Raw genomic sequence first — 16693 nt, forward strand, 5'->3', positions numbered from 1 at the left:
CTAGATCTGCGCGCCCGCGGCCGTCAGCAGGTCGACGAGTTCCGGGGTCACCTGCCCGGTCACCTCGTAATTGTAGTAGACCTCGAAATTGCGGATGGCACGCGCCGTCGCTTCGCCGGCAACGCCATCGGCCTTGCCATGGAGGAAGCCGAGGCTCGCAAGCCCGCGCTGCACGCGCGCAACGACGTTCTGGTCGGTGGCCGCAGGGGGCGTCGTCATGGCGAGGGTCTGCATGGCGGCCGGTTCGGCCACCGATGCGGTGACGATCTCGGCCACTGCCGCGTCCGCTGGACGGGGCGGCATGGGCTGGCTCGGCGCGCTCGCCTGGGTCACCGGCACGGTGGCGACGGGCTGCGCAGCGGGCACCACCGGCATGACGGGCGCGCGCGCTTCGGCGATTGGGGCCGCCGGGCGGATGGGCTCTGCAGCCGCCGCCGGCCGCGGCGCGGGCTGGCCGGCCACCTGCCCCACCGCCGCAACGATGGTGTCGATTGCTTCGCCAGCAGTGCTGACGGCAATGTCGAGGGCCTCATTGGGCGAATTCGGCATCTGCCGGCGCAGCACCGGCGGCTCGCTGTCGGCCACCGGCACGGTCTCGGGCACGGGCACGCTCGGGGTCAGCTGGGCGTAGTTCATCAGCTGCGCCGGCTCGACCTCTGGCTCGACGGGCCGGATCGGGGCCGGCTGCGCCACCTGCTGGCCGGGCGTCGCGGCGAGAATCGCCGTCACCACTTCGCGGTTGAGCGCGCCAAGCGGGCGCATGCCGCGCTCGGTCTCGAAAGCGCGGATCGCGCTTGCGGTCTTGGGGCCGTAATAGCCGTCCACCGTGCCCTCGAAATAGCCGAGCGCCATCAGCTTGCGCTGCACTTCGGCCACGTCCTCATTGCCCACGGGCCGCTGGTCGGCGCTCGCGCTTTGGGTGGCAGTGACGGCCGGCGCCGGGGTCGCCGGCTGGGCCGGCATCGCGGTACGCTGCACCGGCTCGAGCACGGGCAGCGCCTCGGGCGTCGCGGGCGCGGCGGCGCTCGCCACCCGGTCGGGCGCGTAGAAGGGCGCCGGATGCATCCCGGTCTGGAAATAGAGCGCGTTGGAGGCGGCCGTCAGGGTGAGGCCGGCCATGGCGAGGATCGCGGTGTTGGTCAGGGGCGCGCGCATGTAATAGCCAAGCGCCTTGAGCGCCGCGCGACCGGCCAGGGTCGCCACGGCGCTGCCTGCCGCCAGAGGCAGGTGCGTCAGGGTAGCTGCGGTCATTGAGCTCTTCTTCTTGCGTCTTGCCATGAGGGCGTTTGCTGGGAAACCTGGTCTTTGTGGAGCGGAGTGACCACGCCAGTGTGCCCCAGCTTTATTGCCGGACCGTTTATGGGCAGAAGAACGGTCATCGTCGTGCCTTCTTCCAGCGCCGAGCGGGCGTGCAGCCGCCCCCCATGCAGGTCCACCAGCCCCTTGACGATCGACAGTCCGAGCCCGGTCCCCTCGAAACGGCGCGTCATTGCGTCGCTGGCCTGGTAGAAGGGCTCGCCGATCCGCTCGAGCTCCTCGGGGCCCATGCCGATGCCCCCATCGGCGACCGAGAAGAGGACATGCGCGCCCTGGCGCTTGATCGAGACGCTGATCCCCGCCCCGTCCGGGGAAAACTTGATGGCGTTCGAGAGCAGGTTGATCAGGATCTGCCGGCAGGCGCGCTCGTCCGCGTTGAGCGCGGGCAGGCTCGGCTGCACCTCGGCGGCGATGGTGATGCCGCGCTCGGCCGCCATGGCGCCGACCATGTCGAGGCAGGGCTCGACGAGGCTTTCGGGCGCGAAGGGCTCGGGCAGGATCTCGAACTTGCCCGCCTCGATCCGCGACATGTCGAGCAGCATGCCCACGACGTCCAGCAGATGTCGGCCACTCTTGTGGATGAGCCCGGCATATTCCTTGTGCACCGGCGCGATGTCGCCAGCGACGCCCGTCGTCATCATTTCGGAGAACCCGACAATGGCGTTGAGCGGGGTGCGCAGTTCGTGCCCGATGGTCGCGAGGAACCGCGTCTTGGCACGCGAAGCCTCCTCGGCTGCCCGGCGGGCCGCCTGCATCTCGGCTTCGAAATCCTTGCGCTCGGAAATGTCGCGCAGAAGCGTCACCACCTCGTGCCGCCCGGCCCCGCCCGCATCGATCACCGGGGAGAGCGAGAGCTCGATCCAGACGAAATTGGGAACCCGGTTCTCGCCGGGCAGGTCGCGCCGCAGCCGCACCTCCAGCGTCCGGCGCACGCCGAGCCGGCAGGCTTCATCGATTGCCGAAAGAAAGGCGGGCCGGTCGAGCACGTGCAGCCGGGCAAAAAGGCCCTTGCCGCTCAGTTCATAGCGCTGGCAACCGAGCAGCGTCTCGCTCGAGGCCGAGGCGAAGACCACCTCCCCACCGGCGGCGAGGCGCAGCACCGCATCGGGCACCGCCTCCACGAGGTGATGATAGGCCGTCCGCTCACCTTGGGCGAGCGCATCGGTCTCGGCGCGCACCCGGCCCGCCGATCGCGCGATCAGCACGCCGAGAAGGCCGAGCACCAGAAGCGCCGGCGCCGTCGGATCCATAGTCCCGAACGCGAACCCGGCCTGGCCGAGGCCTGCCGCAACCGCCGCGCCCGCAAGTCCGAGCCCGACGGCCAGGCGCCGCGTGCCGGCCGTCCCGACGATCCCGGCATAGGCAGGGGCGAGCAGCATGATGGCGAGCCCCGCATCGAGCGGCGCCGGATCGGCGAGCGAAAGCCCCAAGCCGAGCGCGAGCAGCCCGAGCCCCTGCACGGCGGCGGCCTCGTCGGCACGGCGCGCGCGCAGCAGCGTCAGGCTCGCCATGAAGATCGCGACGCCGAGGGTCGAAAGAAGAAACGGCAAGGTCATCCCGCCCAGCATCAGGTGGAGCCCGAAGGGCATGGCGAGCAGGCCCGCCCCCAGCCCCATCGCCCCATTGCCGGCGAGCAGCGTTCCGCGTCCGTCGGGCGCATGGCCGAGCAGGCGGGCAACCCATTTTCCGCCGTCGACCGCAAGGAGAGACCAGACGCTACGCATATACACTTCCGTTCCGATATCCAGCGGCGGGGCAATCGGCTTGCATGCCCCTCTTCGCTCTGGCTCGAACCTTCCATCGAAGAGCTAAGACACGATTAAGTGGAGCTGCCCGCCGGCCCGGGGATAAGCAGGGCGGGGATAAATCGGGGTGCTTTCTCGGCTTATCCTAAACAAGCCCTTGCCGCGGCCCGCGAAGTGCAAGATCTGCAATTTGCATCAAATTTTACGCATATTCCGCACCACGGTTTAAAGGCCCGTGGCCATGATCGCTCACATCGGGCCGCCGCACCGGCAGCCCCCAGCAAGGGATGCACCGATCATGTTTCTCGTCCGCTCTGCATTCTGGCTCGCCCTCGCCTTCATCGTCATCGGCCCCAGGGACGTCGATTTCGAAAAAGGCGCGGAGGCGCTCTCGGCCTCGGCACTCGCCGCCGGCCAGCAGATCGTCACCGAGCAATTGCTGGGCACCGAGTGCGACACCCTGCACTGCGCCGGCGGAAAGGCCCTGCTTTCAGCCGCATTGACCTCCAATGCTCCGACTATGCGCACCGAAGTCGCCGCCGATCCCATGCACCCTCAGATGGCGACCCCGGTGCCGCTGCCCCGCCAGCGGCCGAACTGAAGCGAACTCCACTCCGTGGGGGTTGCAGGCCACAGTGCCTGCGGCCCTTTTTCTTTTTTGCCGCAGCCCGTTGGCGGCGCCGCATCGCTGCATTAGATAGTGGCCATGGCACACCCTGCAGCATTCCAGGATATCGCGGACAATCTCGGCTTCCTCGACGATTGGGAAGACCGGTACCGCTACCTCATCGAGCTCGGGCAGGCGCTTCCGCCCCTGTCGGAGACTGAGCGCAACCCGGCCAACAAGGTCAATGGCTGTGCTTCCCAGGTCTGGCTCGTCTCCGAGGCCGGCGAGGCCGATGGACGCAAGGCGTTGATCTATCGCGGGGAATCCGACGCGATGATCGTGCGCGGCCTCGTTGCCGTCCTCATCGCGCTCTATTCGGGCCGCCCGGTCGACGAGATCGCCGCGACCGATGCCCTCGCCGAATTCGACGCCCTGGGGCTGCGCGAGCACCTCACGACGCAGCGCGCCAATGGCGTCGCCTCCATGGTCGATCGCATCCGCAGCGAAGCCCGGGCCGCCGCGGCCGCCTGAGCTATTCGAACCGATCGGGCCGGCCATCGGGGGCCATCCACCCGTTGATCGGCGCCGCCCCCAGCCCCTGCCCCACCGCGCTGATCCCGAAATGCCGCGCCAGCTGGTCGAGCCCGATGCGCAGCACCAGCTTGGCGCTCCGCCGCGGCCAGCCACGCTCGGCTTCCACGGTCTGCAAGCCCTTGAGGAGACCGCAGACGTCGATGACGACGCCTGCACAATCGGGCGGTAGCGCCTCGCGGATCCGGGCGATCTTCTTTCGCGCATCGATGGCGCTCTCGCCCGGCTCAAGACCCCGTGCAATGCCCCGCGGAGCCCTCGGGCTGCCGTCATATCGCATGGTAACCCGTTGCGAAAGCGACGCCTTTTCCCAAAGACGACGCAGGCGCTCGCCTGCCTCGACCTGATGGGCCTCAAGAAACGGCGCATCGCCCCTCAGTCCGACGGCCAGCCTTGCCAGAGGGCTCTCGGCAAGATTGACCGTCAGTCCTCCGGTCGAGCGGTCGAGCACGCGGTCCGCAACCTGCTCACTCTCTCCCGGTGAGGCGAGGCGTCTGCGGATCCAGCTTCGCGTCTCGGCATTGGCCCTGACGGCCCGCGCATCTCCCGCGATGGCGCCGCAGCTCAGCAGGCCCCGGACCAGCGCAGCATCGAGCGTTGCCCGGGCCGATCCCGCAGCCGCGAGATACCGCCCGTCTGGTCCGGCCACGGCGTCCTCGGCCCGCAGCAATACCCGCATAAATTTGAGCGTGAGGTCAGGCGACATGGCGCACCGCCACCTGTTCGGCCCGGTCGTCCGAAAAATCCTCGGGGGCCGCGGCCTCGGCCAGGATCTCGTCCTCGATCGGGTCGAGTTCGGCATCGAATGCGGTTTCTCGGAGGTCTTCGATCAGCGCACAGGCATGGGCGACGGTGGTCCGGTCACGGCCGAAGACACGGCCGGTCTCGGTAAGGCTTTTGTCGAGAAGCGTGCTCATCAGATACATGGCGATCTGCCGGGCAAAGGCGATCTCGGCGCGGCAGCGGGAGGTATGGAACAGGGATTCGGGCCTGAGGCCCCGGTGATGGGCGACGATTTCGACGAGGCGGCGCACCGGTTCCGAACACCGCCTGAACCTCAGCAGCGCGCCATCGTCGCGCGTCTCGCCGCCATTTCTTCCACCTGCTCCTGCACCCCTCGGCATCTGCGACTTCCCCCAGTCTCCAAATTATAGGACATTATTCCTATATCGGGAATGTGGCGGAGCGGGGATAAGTCACAAAAGCAAACGGCCGCCAGATGGCGGCCGTGTGGCTTAGCTTGGGGGCTAATTGTCGTTTCAGGCCGAGGCTTTACGCCCGAGGCCATTGTCCTTGGCGAGGCGCGAGCGCGTCGCCGAGTAGTTCGGTGCGACCATCGGATAGTCGGCGGGCAGGCCCCACTTCTCCCGATATTCCTCGGGGGAGAGATTGTAGTGCGTGCGCAGGTGGCGCTTGAGCGACTTGAACTTCTTCCCGTCCTCAAGACAGATGATGTAGTCGGGCGCAACGGACTTGCGCACGGGTACGGCGGGCTTCAGTTCTTCGACCGGCTCCTGGACGCCTTCGGTCCTGAGGGCGCGCAAAGCAGTATGCACGTCGGCGATCAGCTTGGGCAGATCGGCGACACTCAATGCATTGTGCCCCACATAGGCGCTGACAATATCGGCACTCAGCTCGATGAGGTCATAGTCAGCCCCCGGCCCTGCGCCGTTGAGTTCGTTCATATCTTATCCCTTTTCTAGATGCTGATGACGCTTCGGGCTTCGGGTGCCCGCTCGCGAACTATTTAGTCGCTTTGCGTACACTTCGCAATGATATCTAGCGTTGATCTATGACCACAAAACGACGCAGGCCATATTTCCTGTAGGAGACTTCTATTCGTCGCCCAGGAAACTTCACTTGGTACGTACAAATGAAAAGTCACGCGCTTTCGCGGCGGCACGTCCAAGCAGATGCGCGGACACCGGCGTCGTCAGGATCAGGAACACGACGCCCAGGATTGCACGCAGCGCGACCCCGAAATCCAAGGCAACCAGCGCGATTGCGATGAGGATCAGGCCTGCCCCGACCACGCCGGCCTTGGAGCCGGCATGCATGCGTGACAGCAGGTCGGGCAGCCGCAACAATCCGATCGCCGCAAGCAACGCGAATAGAGATCCGATGATCACGAGAATTGCGGCAACATATTGAAGAATTTCGGAAATCATTGCCCCACTCCGGCGCCCGTCCCGGTACTGACGGCCTCCGCCTCGGCCTTCTTGAGCAGATATCGGGCGAAAGCCACGGTCGCGAGAAAGCCCACCAGCGCCAGTGAAACGGCGATGTCGAGATAGAGAAAGTATCCGGTCCTCAGCGCAATGGCGCCGATGAAACCGAGAGCCACGGTGGTCAGCGTATCGAGTGCGAGAATGCGGTCGGCGAGTGTCGGCCCCAGGATGAGACGGACTAGCACCAGCAGTAAAGCGATGCCCAGAACGACCAGCGCAAAAGTCGTACTATATGCCAGTATTTCACCACCGCTCATCCGAACACCTCCATTACTTTGGCTTCGAAGCCAGAAGCGATCGCGGCAATCACCGCGTCGGCATCGTCGGCCTCCAGCGCGTGGATGAAGAGCGTGCTCCGATCATCGGAGACGTCGACGCTCAGCGTGCCCGGGGTCAGGGTAATCAGATTGGCCAGAACGGTGATCTGCACGTCGCTCCGCGCCTTCAGCGGATAGGCGATGATGCCCGGCGAGAGCCGCTGCTTCAGGTCCGGACGCAGGACCAGCAGCGCCACCTTGGTCGCACTGATCATGAGCTCGACGAGAAACAGCCAGGCGAGAGAGACGAAAGCGCCGAGCCGCCGCAGCGAGGCCGGGCCACGCATGCTGTTGCGCAGGAGCAGCGCCGCGATGCCCCCGACCAGCCCGCCGAAGAGCAGGTTGGGCAGTGTGAAGCTGCCCCCGATGGCCGCCCAGAGGATCGCCATCCCGATAATGAACCCGGCAAGACTCATTGGCCACCTCCGAGCCCGACGGCTGCGAGATATCGCGCCGGATCAAGCAGATCGGTCGCCGCGATCCGCGCTGCGCCGATCGCGAAATCGGGCAGCAGCCCGGCAATGACGATGCCCCCCACGAGGAGCCCGGTGCTTCCAAGGCCGATCAGTGCCTCGCGGCGGCCGAGCCGCACCAGCCGGTCATTGGGCTGCTCGGAGAGCGCGCCCTCGCGGCCGGGCCGCAGGAAGATATGGGCCCAGAGCCGCGTCCCTGCAATCAGCGTCAGCCAGGCATTGAGAATGATCGCGCCGACCAGCAGCAGCGGCACCGCCTCGTAGCCGGGCGCTCCATCGAAGAACCCCGACAGATCGAACCCGGCTTCGACCAGCATCAGCTTGGGCCAGAAGCCGAGGAAGGGCGGCACGCCCGCGGCCGCGAGCATGACGACGAAAAAGAGAATGGAGAGCCAGGACTGCGCGCCGTAAACGCCGCCCATGGCGCGGGAATCGGTTTCACCCGTCACCTTCTCGACGAAGCCGGCGAGAAGATAGAGTGCCGTCATGGTCACCATGGCATGGCCGAGATAAAAGCTCGTTCCGGCAAGCCCGTCGACCGAAGGCAGGGCAAGGCCGGCAAGGCACGCCCCGATCCCGCCCATGACCAGAAAGCCGATTGCGCGCCTCAGATTGGTCTCGGCAATGGCGCCGAGCGGGGACAGCAGGAGCGTCGCGATCGCTGCCGTGACGATCACCGGGTCGAGCAATGCGCGGGCGTCCGGAAACATGGTGATGAGCGTGCGCAGCAGCGCGTAAACGCCCACCTTGGTCAGAAGCGCGCCCATCAGTGCCGAAATCACTGCCGGGGGCGTGTGATAGGATGCGGGCAGCCAGGCGTTGACCGGAAACGCAGCGGCCTTGATGCCAAAGGCGAGCAGCAACAGCGCCGCAATCACGCCCATGGCCGCCGGGTTCGCGTCCCCTGCGAGGATCGCCATATCGGCCATGTTCAGAGTGCCGAGCAGCCCATAGGCGAGCCCGAGCGCGGCCAGAAAGAGCGAGGTCGCAAGGAAGTTGATGAAGCCGTACTTGATCGTGCCGTCGAGCACGAGGGGCGTCCCGGTGATGGCCATGAGGCCGAACGAGGCGATCAGCATCACCTCGAACCAGACATAGAGGTTGAAGAGATCGCCGGTCAGGAAGGCGCCGCTGACCCCGCAGAGCAGCATCAGCACGAGCGGATAGAGCGAGTCGCGCCCTGCATGCCGCCGGGGCTCGGCGCCGAGCACGACGAGAATGACGAGCGTCACCAGCGCCGAAATCGCCGCGAGCCCTGCGCCCAGGAGGTCAGCCGTGAAGCTGATCCCGAAGGGCGGCAGCCAGCGTCCCATCGTCATCGCGATCGGCCCGGTCTCTAGGACGCGAAGAAAGAGGGCGATATCGAAGACCAGGACGGCCAGCGTGACGAGGAAAGCGACCGGAGCCTGCGTTCCGCGTATGGCGCGCAGCGCCAGCATCAGGGCGGCGCCCATCAGCGGCAGCACCACGGGCAGGATCAGAATCCAGTCCGCCCAGCTCGTCGGGGTGGTGATCATCGCCTCGTTCATCAATAGCTCAGCGGCGGGCGGGGCCCGTCCTCCGGTTCGGCGAGGCGCATGGTGTCGGTGTGGTCCGCATCAAGGCTCTGATAGGCCCGCATGCCGAGGATGAGCAGATAGGCGAACATCGCAAAGCCGATGACGATGGCCGTGAGGATGAGGGCCTGCGGCAGGGGATTGGCGATCGCGCCCTCGGGCACATAGGCGCCCGGCGGCACGATGGGAGGGGCCTCCCGCGAGAGCCGACCGCTGACGAAAATCAGCAGATTGATGCCATTGCCCAAGAGCGCCAGCCCCAGCAGCATGCGGATCACCGAACGCGAGAGCATGAGGAAGATCCCGAGCGTCATGAAGGCGCCGACGAGAAGTGCGATGGCCACGTCCATCAGTCGATCTCCCCATCCGTTTCGAGCCCGAGGATCACCGCGCCGAGCGCCCCGAACACCGCAAGATAGACCCCGAGGTCGAAAAAGAGCGGCGTCGAGAGCGCCACATGGGCCTCCCCGAGTTCGAGTTCGAGCCAGAGCCCCGTGAGGAACGGCGCATGGGCGGCCATGGATACCATCCCCGAGACGCCGGCCATGAACACCCCGAAGCCGGCAAAGACCAGCGGATGAATGTGGAGCGACCTCCTCGCCTGCTGAACGCTGGTCGCGATCGAGAGAATGGCGAGGGCTGCCGCGGCGATCAGCCCGCCGATGAAGCCGCCACCCGGCTCGTTATGGCCGCGCAGGGTGATGAAGATCGAGAACACGACCATGACGGCAACGATCAGCGGCGCGATGGTGCGGAAGATGAGCGTGTTCATGCCCCTGCCCCTCCGGTTTCAGGGCCCGCCTTGCGCGTGCGGCGACGCGGGGTCTGCGCGCCTGCCCTGGCCTTGGGCGCCGCCTTCGCCTTTGGCGCCACATCGCCCGCAACGGATTTTGCGGCGCTCTTACGCGGCGACCGCCGCCGCACGGGCGTCGGATCAAGGGGCTTCCTCACCTGGCTGCGCAAGAGCGCGAGGATGGCGATGCCAGCTACCATGATAACGCTCATCTCGCCCAGCGTATCGAGCCCGCGGAAGTCGACGAGGATCACGTTGACGATGTTGCGGCCATGGGCAATCTCGGTGCTGTAGCGCGTGAAGAACTCGCTGAGGCGCCCGTTAAAAGGCTGGCCAAGCACCACCAGCAGCACCATCACGAACCCGACCCCGCAGAGCAGCGCCACCGCACCATCGCGGATCGCTTCTTCGAGCGAGCGGGAATCGCGCACGTCGAGATTGAGCCGCGTCATCACGAGCGCGAGGATGACGACCGACAAGATCTCGACCATGAGCTGGGTGAAGCTGAGGTCGGGCGCCCCGAACAGCATGAAGATCAGGGCCACCGCCAGCCCCTGCGCGCCGAGCGCCAGGATCGCAAAGAGCCGTGTACGGGCGAAAAGCACCGAAACGAGGCCGGCCAGCGCGAGGACGACGACAACGGCTTCATGGAAGTGGAGCGCAGGCAGCTCCGGCCAGGCCGGCAGGCCGGAAAGCCCGAGCACCGGCAGGATGAGCGCCAGAGCGAGCAGGACGAAGATGACGAGCATGTAGAGCTCGAGCCGCCCGTGATGCCAGAGCCGCGTGAGGGCACCCGCCATGCGGATCAGGCCGAACATGAAGACGTCGAACCCGTGGTCGAAGCTGAGCCCGGGTGCGGCTGCGGCGCGGCGGAGCCCGGTCCGGAGCTGGTCCCACTTCCAGTATGCGAGCCCGCCAAGCGCCCAGGTCAGCAGCGAAAGCCAGAGGATCGGGTTGAGCGGATCGATGCCCGTATGCAGATGCGCCGCGATCGCCATCCCTGCAATCGCCGAGCTCGTGGGGGACAGCACCATCTCGTCGAACCAGGGCGTGAAAAAGCCGAAGAGCACCGCCCCCACGCCGAGCGCCAGAGGCCCGACGACCATCGCCAGGGGCGCCTCATGCGGGGTCTTGGGCGTCACGCCGAGCCGGCCCATGAAGGGACGGATGGCAATGATCAGCGCAGCGGCGGCCAGCAGCGCATTGCCGAGGATCAGCACGGCGAGGCCCAGAATGCCCTGCCATTGCCCGCCAAAGAGCGCCAGATACATCTCCTCCTTGGAGAAATAGCCCAGCGTCGGCGGCAGGCCGATCATGGAGATCGCGGCGAGGATTGTCGCGATGAAGGTCAGTGGCAGCTTGTCGCGCAATCCCCCGAGCGCGGTCAGGTCGCGCGTGCCGGTCTCATGGTCGATGATGCCCGCGATCATGAAGAGCGCGGCCTTGTAGGCGGCGTGGGCGATGAAATAGACGACCATGGCGATCAGCGCCGTCTCGCTGCCGATCCCGATCAGGAAGACGAGGAGCCCGAGCGAGGCGATCGTCGTCTGCGCGAGCATGAGCTTGATGTCGGTCTGGCGCAATGCGGCAAACGCGCCCCAAAGCAGAGTCACGCCACCGACCGTGCAGAGAATGCCGGTCCAGGCCGGCGTTTCACCGAGGATCGGCGTCATCCGCGCGAGCAGGTAGACGCCCGCCTGCACCATGGTGGCCGAATGCAGGAAAGCCGAAACCGGCGTCGGCGCCTCCATGGCGTTCGGAAGCCAGAAATGGAGGGGGAACTGGGCCGATTTGCTGAAAGCCGCCGCAAGGAAAAGCCAGAGCACGAGGAGGTAGACCGAGCTCTCCCCGAGCGTGCCGCCAGCAGCACGGATGGCGCTCAGATCCCAGTGCCCCAATAGACGCTGCGTCGCGATTGCGCCCAGAAGCAGCGCGAGCCCGCCCAGATTGGTGATGACGAGAGCCTGGATCGCCGCCCGCCGCGCGGCCTGGCGACGATGGTCGAAGCTGATCAGCAGGAAGGAGGTGATCGAGGTCAGCTCCCAGAAGCCGAAGAGCGCCAGCATGTTATCGGCGAGCACGAGCCCGAGCATCGCCCCCATGAAGGCGAGGAGGTAGGCGAGGAACCGCCCCAGATGCGGGTGCCCCTTGAGGTAGGACCCTGCATAGATGAGGATGAACGTGCCCACGCCCGAAATGGTCAGCGCGAAGGTCAGAGCCAACCCGTCGATGAAGAAGCTGAGGTCGAGCCCGAGGCTCGGGATCCACGCGAACGCGATGCGGACCGGCTCGCCATCCGCCACCACGCCGATCAGGCCGAGGAGATAGACGAAGATGGTTGCAGGCACGAGCGCAAGCACCAAGCCTGCGGCCGGCGCCGTTGCGCGATGCACCAATGGAGCCAGCGCCGCTGCGAAAAAGGGCGCAAAGGCGACTGCGAGGATAGCCAGATCGAGTGACAGTGGAGCAACCTAGGTGCATGCCGCAGCGCAGCGGCCGAAGTGAGGTGCACATTACTCATGGCGCGGCCGGCCACAAGCCCCAACGCAGACGTGAACCCGCCGAACACGAAGAAAAGTGTGGCAGACCCGCGCGTCGATACCTACATCAAGGCGCCCCGAGGAGAACCAGCGATGAGCGAAACCTTCAAGATCAGCAAGTCCAAGCAGGAATGGCAGGCCGAGCTGACGCCCGAACAGTACCATGTTACCCGTGAGCACGGCACAGAGCGCCCCTGGTCTCACATCTACAACGCCGAAAAGCGCGACGGCGTGTACCACTGCAGCAATTGCGGGCAGGCCCTGTTTGCCGCCGACACCAAATATGAGTCGGGCTCGGGCTGGCCGAGCTTTTTTGCGCCGATCAGCCAGGATGCGGTTGGCGAATCTGTCGACCGGTCGTTCTTTTCGGTCCGCACCGAAGTCCATTGCGCCAATTGCGGCGCGCATCTGGGCCATGTCTTTCCCGATGGGCCGGCGCCCACCGGCCAGCGCTACTGCATGAACGGCGTCGCGCTCGACTTCGAGCCCAAGGAATAGTCTTGCAGGCGGTGCAGCGCGCACCGCCTCCCTCCCTCAGCGTCAGGAGCATCCATGTCCAAGCCCACCCCGCCCGTTGCGGCCACCCGGCCGCACACCGCCACCCATCATGGCGTGACACGGGAGGATCCATGGGCCTGGCTTCGGGCCGAGAACTGGCAGGAGGTCATGCAGCGCCCCGACGCGCTGCCGGCAGAAATCCGCGCCTATCTCGAAGCGGAGAACGACTATTTCGAATCCTGCTTCGGCCAGCCGACAGCGGATCTCCAGGACCAGATCTATCGGGAGATCCGCGGACGCATCAAGGAAGACGATTCGGGGATCCCGTCGCCCGACGGACCGTGGGCCTATAATTCGCGCACGCTCGAGGGCCAGCAATATCCGCTCCTCGTGCGCACGCCGCGCGATGGCGGGCCTGAAACCGTTCTGCTCGACTGCAATGCGGAGGCGGGCGACGGCTATTTCGGCTTTGCCGGTGCCGAACATGATCCCAGCCACAGATTCCTCGCCTGGGCAGCCGACCGGAACGGCTCCGAATACTATACGCTCCACATCCGCGACCTCGAGACCGGCCGGGATACCGGAGAAAAGCTCGAGAACATTGCCGGCGAAGGCGTGTGGTCGGCCGACAGCAAGAGCCTCTATTACACCGAGCTCGACGAGAACCATCGGCCCTTCCGGGTGCGCCGCCATATCATCGGCACGCCGCAGGCCGAGGACGAAATCGTCTATGAGGAGCAGGATCCGGGCTTCTTCGTTGGCGTCGACAAGACGCTGACGAACCGGTTCATCGAGATCACCGCCCACGATCACCAGACTTCCGAGAGCTGGCTGATCGACGCCGAGACTGGCGGTGCGCCGCGGGTCGTGGCGCCCAGGGTGACCGACCGCGAATACGACCTCGAACATGGCGGCGAGCACCTTTTCATCCGCACCAATGCGGACGGCGCCGAGGATTTCAAGATCGTCTCGGCCCCCGTCGACGCACCTGGACACGAGAACTGGGTCGATCTCGTGCCGCACCGCCAGGGCGTCCTCATCCTCGATGTCATCGTGCTCCGCAACCACCTCATTCGGCTCGAACGTGAGGAGGGCCTGCCGCGCATCGTGGTGCGCGATCTCCGCGACGGACGTGAAAGCGAGGTGTCGTTCGCCGAGGAAGCCTACGCGCTTAGCATGTCCGCCGGGTACGAGTTCGACACGAGCACGATCCGCTTTTCCTATTCCTCGCCCACCACGCCATCGCGTACCTATGATCTCGACCTCGATACCGGCGAGCGCAAGCTGCTCAAGGAGCAGGAGGTGCCCTCGGGCCATGATCCGGCCCATTACGTCACCCGTCGCATCCTTGCCCCTGTCCCCGATGGCGAGACGGTGCCGGTCACCATCCTTCATCACCGCGACACGAAGATCGACGGCAGCGCGCCGCTGCTCCTCTACGGGTATGGTGCCTATGGCATGTCGCTGCCGGCCGGCTTCTCGATCTCAGCCCTCTCGCTCGTTGATCGCGGTTTCGTTTACGCCACGGCCCATGTGCGGGGCGGCATGGACAAGGGCTATCGCTGGTATCGGCTGGGCCGGCGCGAGCACAAGCCCAATACCTTCACCGATTTCATCGCCGCAGCCGAGGCCCTGATCGCCGAGCGCTACACCTCGGCTGGCCGCATCGTCGCCCATGGCGGCTCGGCGGGCGGGCTGCTCGTCGGCGCCGTTGCAAATCTGCGGCCCGAGCTCTTTGCCGCCATCCTTGCCGACGTGCCGTTCGTCGACGTCCTCAACACCATGCTGGACGACACCCTGCCCCTGACCCCGCCCGAATGGCCCGAATGGGGCAATCCGATCGCCTCGGAAGCGGACTATCGGCTCATCGCCGGCTATGCGCCCTATGAAAACGTCGCAGCAAAGGACTACCCGGCGATCTTTGCGCTCGCGGGCCTTACCGATCCGCGCGTCACCTATTGGGAGCCGGCCAAATGGGTGGCAAAGCTCCGGGCAACCAAGACCGACGCCAACCCATTGTACCTCAAGACGCATATAGGGGCCGGCCATCAGGGCGCGTCAGGGCGGTTCGACAGGATCAAGGAGACGGCGCTGAGCTACGCCTTTGCGCTCGATGTCGTCGGATTGGCATGATCTGCCCCTTGGCCCCGATTGTTGGTTGGCAGCAAACCGCCTATACCCGTTGAACAATTTCACCGCGCGCCGTGCGCGCATCCACCACGCAACAGGAGACTGAACATGGCCTTCGAACTGCCCGAACTCCCCTATGCCAAGGACGCGCTGGCGCCGTACATGTCCGCCGAGACGCTCGAGTTCCACCACGACAAGCACCACCAGGCCTATGTCACCAATGGCAACAAGCTGCTGGAAGGCTCGGGCCTCGAGGGCAAAAGCCTGGAGGAGGTCGTCAAGGAGAGCTATGGCAAGAACCAGGGCCTCTTCAACAATGCCGGCCAGCATTACAACCACATCCATTTCTGGAAGTGGATGAAGCCGAATGGCGGTGGGCGCTCGCTCCCGGGCGCGCTGCAGAGTGCGATCGAGTCCGATCTCGGTGGCTTTGACAAGTTCCGCGAGGATTTCCTCGCCGCCGGCGCCGGCCAGTTCGGTTCGGGCTGGGCCTGGCTCGCACTGCAGGACGGCAAGCTCGCCGTCACCAAGACCCCGAACGGCGAGAACCCGCTGGTCCATGGCGGCACGCCGCTGCTCGGCGTCGATGTGTGGGAGCACTCCTATTACATCGACTACCGCAATGCGCGCCCGAAATACCTCGAGGCGTGGTTCGACAACCTCGTCAACTGGGACTACGTGGCCGAGCTCTACGAAGCCGCCCGCTGACCCCTCCGCGATGATCGGAGAAGCCCGGTCGCCGAAAGGCGGCCGGGCTTTTGCTTGTGACTAAGGCCGCCGGGCGGCTCGCTTCTTTTGAACGCCATGGTTAATTTCGGCCTAACGAAGCGATTCACGAAGGCCGGCGAGCACCATGAAGACCGTTGCCGTCATGACGGCGAGCCCCGCGCTGACCGCCATCGCAACCATGATGGCCGCGGCCCTTCCCGGCGTCACCGCGCGCCCGTTCGTCGAGCCGCTGGCCTTCGCGGCAGCGCTGCGCCATGAACGGATCGACCTCATCATCGCCGATTTCGATTGCCCGCGCATGCCGGCCGATCGCCTCGCACACGCCATAAGGGTCGATACGCGTGTCGGCCGCACGATCCCGATCATCGCGCTCGGCAAAAATCTGGGACGGGATGCGCGCTGTTTTTCGAGCGCGGTAGGGATCGACGAGGTGATCCTGAAGCCGATGTCGCCGCTTCATCTTTACGATCGGATCCGCGCCCGGCTCGTCGCCCCCGCGCCGATCGGCCCAGCCAACGTCATCCCGCTCTTTTCTCCCCTCCCCAACTGAGGGTCGTGACCGGACTTTGCGGCTCTGTGCCGCTTGGGTGAAACCGCAGCGTCTAGCGGACGCGGATTTCGTTCAGCAGCCAGTTCGCCTTGTTCCAGAGGTCATCGAGCGAGTCTGCGAACTGGATGTAGCGGTCGTGCCGCCTGATGCCGTGAGACAGCACGTCTGCGGACCAGCCGCGCACGAATTCGAAGGCGTTGTTGTGGTTGTAGAGGACCACGGGCTTGCCGCCGGGTCCGCTGCCGCCGCGTACCCAGGCCCGATAGAGATTGGCCGCCGAACCGAGCGAACCGGGGAGCCCGACATAGAGCGTTGCGAGACTGGCGAGCCGGGCAAGCCGCGCCTCGGGCTCGGCGATGCGCTCGATCGGGACCTCCGAGAGTGCCGAGGGCACGCGCACGCTGTCGTCGGCGATGATCGTCACCTCCCCTCCCGCCGCGCGGGCGGAGGTGATCAGCCCCACGGGAAGGTCACCCGCTTCGGCGAGAACGAGCAGCTTTGCGCCGCGCCGCGCCAGGAGGCGTCCGGCCTGAGACATGATCGAGGCGCGCTCGGCATCGCCGGGACCCTTGTCGGAGGCAAAGACGGCGAGCGTGGGGGTGGGCTGGGGGTGGGCCAT

Annotated in this window: 19 protein-coding genes; 6 read left to right on the plus strand and 13 right to left on the minus strand. The window is 65.9% G+C overall.

Translation table 11 applies throughout. The annotated features are described in order from the left end of the window. Positions 1-1251 (minus strand): peptidoglycan-binding domain-containing protein, encoded by a 1251-nt coding sequence (locus EMQ25_RS09080; RefSeq protein ID WP_127188268.1) that lies wholly within the window; start codon positions 1249-1251, stop codon positions 1-3. After that, positions 1248-3041: a sensor histidine kinase gene (locus EMQ25_RS09085; protein WP_127188269.1), complete on the minus strand. Its 1794-nt coding sequence runs from the start codon at positions 3039-3041 to the stop codon at positions 1248-1250. The genes EMQ25_RS09080 and EMQ25_RS09085 overlap by 4 nt, the downstream gene beginning before the upstream one ends. Before the next feature lie 319 nt (positions 3042-3360). Here EMQ25_RS09085 and EMQ25_RS09090 point away from each other — a divergent pair, with 319 nt between their 5' ends. Then, positions 3361-3663 carry a hypothetical protein gene (locus tag EMQ25_RS09090; protein WP_127188270.1) on the plus strand — a complete coding sequence of 101 codons (303 nt, stop codon included), beginning with the start codon at positions 3361-3363 and terminating at the stop codon, positions 3661-3663. Between the two features lie 105 nt (positions 3664-3768). After that, positions 3769-4200, plus strand: a complete 432-nt coding sequence (locus EMQ25_RS09095) for a SufE family protein (RefSeq protein WP_127188271.1) — start codon at positions 3769-3771, stop codon at positions 4198-4200. 1 nt (position 4201) lies between these two features. On the opposite strand, the gene EMQ25_RS09100 is transcribed toward EMQ25_RS09095, so the two are convergent. From EMQ25_RS09100 to mbhE, 10 genes are all read right to left on the minus strand, one after another. After that, complete coding sequence (locus EMQ25_RS09100; RefSeq protein WP_127188272.1) at positions 4202-4966, minus strand: DUF6456 domain-containing protein; 765 nt, start codon at positions 4964-4966, stop codon at positions 4202-4204. After that, the gene (locus tag EMQ25_RS09105) at positions 4956-5384 is read right to left on the minus strand and encodes a helix-turn-helix domain-containing protein (protein WP_127188273.1); all 429 of its coding nucleotides are present in this window, start codon (positions 5382-5384) and stop codon (positions 4956-4958) included. Before EMQ25_RS09105 ends, EMQ25_RS09100 begins: the two co-directional genes overlap by 11 nt. Before the next feature lie 135 nt (positions 5385-5519). After that, positions 5520-5945: a Ros/MucR family transcriptional regulator gene (locus EMQ25_RS09110; protein WP_127188274.1), complete on the minus strand. Its 426-nt coding sequence runs from the start codon at positions 5943-5945 to the stop codon at positions 5520-5522. Positions 5946-6116: 171 nt separating this feature from the next. Continuing rightward, positions 6117-6428 carry a monovalent cation/H(+) antiporter subunit G gene (mnhG, locus tag EMQ25_RS09115; protein WP_127188275.1) on the minus strand — a complete coding sequence of 104 codons (312 nt, stop codon included), beginning with the start codon at positions 6426-6428 and terminating at the stop codon, positions 6117-6119. Further along, on the minus strand, positions 6425-6745 hold the full coding sequence (locus tag EMQ25_RS09120) for a cation:proton antiporter (RefSeq protein ID WP_127188276.1): 321 nt from the start codon (positions 6743-6745) through the stop codon (positions 6425-6427). Before EMQ25_RS09120 ends, mnhG begins: the two co-directional genes overlap by 4 nt. After that, positions 6742-7221 carry a Na+/H+ antiporter subunit E gene (locus tag EMQ25_RS09125; protein ID WP_127188277.1) on the minus strand — a complete coding sequence of 160 codons (480 nt, stop codon included), beginning with the start codon at positions 7219-7221 and terminating at the stop codon, positions 6742-6744. The genes EMQ25_RS09120 and EMQ25_RS09125 overlap by 4 nt, the downstream gene beginning before the upstream one ends. Then, complete coding sequence (locus EMQ25_RS09130; RefSeq protein ID WP_127188278.1) at positions 7218-8807, minus strand: proton-conducting transporter transmembrane domain-containing protein; 1590 nt, start codon at positions 8805-8807, stop codon at positions 7218-7220. Before EMQ25_RS09130 ends, EMQ25_RS09125 begins: the two co-directional genes overlap by 4 nt. After that, a complete protein-coding gene (locus tag EMQ25_RS09135) occupies positions 8807-9184 on the minus strand; it encodes a Na+/H+ antiporter subunit C (protein ID WP_127188279.1) in 378 nt (125 codons plus the stop codon). The genes EMQ25_RS09130 and EMQ25_RS09135 overlap by 1 nt, the downstream gene beginning before the upstream one ends. Beyond that, complete coding sequence (locus EMQ25_RS09140) at positions 9184-9606, minus strand: MnhB domain-containing protein (RefSeq protein WP_127188280.1); 423 nt, start codon at positions 9604-9606, stop codon at positions 9184-9186. The genes EMQ25_RS09135 and EMQ25_RS09140 overlap by 1 nt, the downstream gene beginning before the upstream one ends. After that, positions 9603-12089: a hydrogen gas-evolving membrane-bound hydrogenase subunit E gene (mbhE, locus tag EMQ25_RS09145; RefSeq protein WP_127188281.1), complete on the minus strand. Its 2487-nt coding sequence runs from the start codon at positions 12087-12089 to the stop codon at positions 9603-9605. Before mbhE ends, EMQ25_RS09140 begins: the two co-directional genes overlap by 4 nt. A gap of 171 nt (positions 12090-12260) precedes the next feature. Here mbhE and msrB point away from each other — a divergent pair, with 171 nt between their 5' ends. From msrB to EMQ25_RS09165, 4 genes are all read left to right on the plus strand, one after another. Beyond that, complete coding sequence (gene msrB, locus EMQ25_RS09150) at positions 12261-12665, plus strand: peptide-methionine (R)-S-oxide reductase MsrB (protein ID WP_127188282.1); 405 nt, start codon at positions 12261-12263, stop codon at positions 12663-12665. A gap of 54 nt (positions 12666-12719) precedes the next feature. Beyond that, a complete protein-coding gene (locus EMQ25_RS09155) occupies positions 12720-14798 on the plus strand; it encodes a S9 family peptidase (protein WP_127188283.1) in 2079 nt (692 codons plus the stop codon). Positions 14799-14903: 105 nt separating this feature from the next. Continuing rightward, positions 14904-15503 (plus strand): superoxide dismutase, encoded by a 600-nt coding sequence (locus EMQ25_RS09160; RefSeq protein ID WP_127188284.1) that lies wholly within the window; start codon positions 14904-14906, stop codon positions 15501-15503. A gap of 145 nt (positions 15504-15648) precedes the next feature. Then, positions 15649-16074 (plus strand): response regulator, encoded by a 426-nt coding sequence (locus EMQ25_RS09165; protein ID WP_127188285.1) that lies wholly within the window; start codon positions 15649-15651, stop codon positions 16072-16074. A 52-nt stretch (positions 16075-16126) separates the two neighbouring features. Here the strand turns inward: EMQ25_RS09165 and EMQ25_RS09170 are convergent, their stop codons facing one another. Then, positions 16127-16693: an LOG family protein gene (locus tag EMQ25_RS09170; protein WP_127188286.1), complete on the minus strand. Its 567-nt coding sequence runs from the start codon at positions 16691-16693 to the stop codon at positions 16127-16129.

The sequence above is a fragment of the Arsenicitalea aurantiaca genome (genome assembly GCF_003994485.1).
In the GTDB taxonomy this organism is placed as follows: Bacteria; Pseudomonadota; Alphaproteobacteria; order Rhizobiales; family Devosiaceae; genus Arsenicitalea; species Arsenicitalea aurantiaca.

What these genes read in the sequence shown, in the direction of transcription:
- EMQ25_RS09130 (WP_127188278.1), bottom strand. Translation starts at nt 8,807, where the DNA reads ATGAACGAGGCGATGATCACCACCCCGACGAGCTGGGCGGACTGGATT.
- EMQ25_RS09155 (WP_127188283.1), top strand. Translation starts at nt 12,720, where the DNA reads ATGTCCAAGCCCACCCCGCCCGTTGCGGCCACCCGGCCGCACACCGCC.
- EMQ25_RS09140 (WP_127188280.1), bottom strand. Translation starts at nt 9,606, where the DNA reads ATGAACACGCTCATCTTCCGCACCATCGCGCCGCTGATCGTTGCCGTC.
- EMQ25_RS09095 (WP_127188271.1), top strand. Translation starts at nt 3,769, where the DNA reads ATGGCACACCCTGCAGCATTCCAGGATATCGCGGACAATCTCGGCTTC.
- EMQ25_RS09170 (WP_127188286.1), bottom strand. Translation starts at nt 16,693, where the DNA reads ATGGCCCACCCCCAGCCCACCCCCACGCTCGCCGTCTTTGCCTCCGAC.
- msrB (WP_127188282.1), top strand. Translation starts at nt 12,261, where the DNA reads ATGAGCGAAACCTTCAAGATCAGCAAGTCCAAGCAGGAATGGCAGGCC.
- EMQ25_RS09160 (WP_127188284.1), top strand. Translation starts at nt 14,904, where the DNA reads ATGGCCTTCGAACTGCCCGAACTCCCCTATGCCAAGGACGCGCTGGCG.
- EMQ25_RS09080 (WP_127188268.1), bottom strand. Translation starts at nt 1,251, where the DNA reads ATGACCGCAGCTACCCTGACGCACCTGCCTCTGGCGGCAGGCAGCGCC.
- EMQ25_RS09120 (WP_127188276.1), bottom strand. Translation starts at nt 6,745, where the DNA reads ATGAGCGGTGGTGAAATACTGGCATATAGTACGACTTTTGCGCTGGTC.
- mnhG (WP_127188275.1), bottom strand. Translation starts at nt 6,428, where the DNA reads ATGATTTCCGAAATTCTTCAATATGTTGCCGCAATTCTCGTGATCATC.
- EMQ25_RS09125 (WP_127188277.1), bottom strand. Translation starts at nt 7,221, where the DNA reads ATGAGTCTTGCCGGGTTCATTATCGGGATGGCGATCCTCTGGGCGGCC.
- EMQ25_RS09135 (WP_127188279.1), bottom strand. Translation starts at nt 9,184, where the DNA reads ATGGACGTGGCCATCGCACTTCTCGTCGGCGCCTTCATGACGCTCGGG.
- EMQ25_RS09110 (WP_127188274.1), bottom strand. Translation starts at nt 5,945, where the DNA reads ATGAACGAACTCAACGGCGCAGGGCCGGGGGCTGACTATGACCTCATC.
- EMQ25_RS09105 (WP_127188273.1), bottom strand. Translation starts at nt 5,384, where the DNA reads ATGCCGAGGGGTGCAGGAGCAGGTGGAAGAAATGGCGGCGAGACGCGC.
- EMQ25_RS09090 (WP_127188270.1), top strand. Translation starts at nt 3,361, where the DNA reads ATGTTTCTCGTCCGCTCTGCATTCTGGCTCGCCCTCGCCTTCATCGTC.
- EMQ25_RS09165 (WP_127188285.1), top strand. Translation starts at nt 15,649, where the DNA reads ATGAAGACCGTTGCCGTCATGACGGCGAGCCCCGCGCTGACCGCCATC.
- EMQ25_RS09100 (WP_127188272.1), bottom strand. Translation starts at nt 4,966, where the DNA reads ATGTCGCCTGACCTCACGCTCAAATTTATGCGGGTATTGCTGCGGGCC.
- EMQ25_RS09085 (WP_127188269.1), bottom strand. Translation starts at nt 3,041, where the DNA reads ATGCGTAGCGTCTGGTCTCTCCTTGCGGTCGACGGCGGAAAATGGGTT.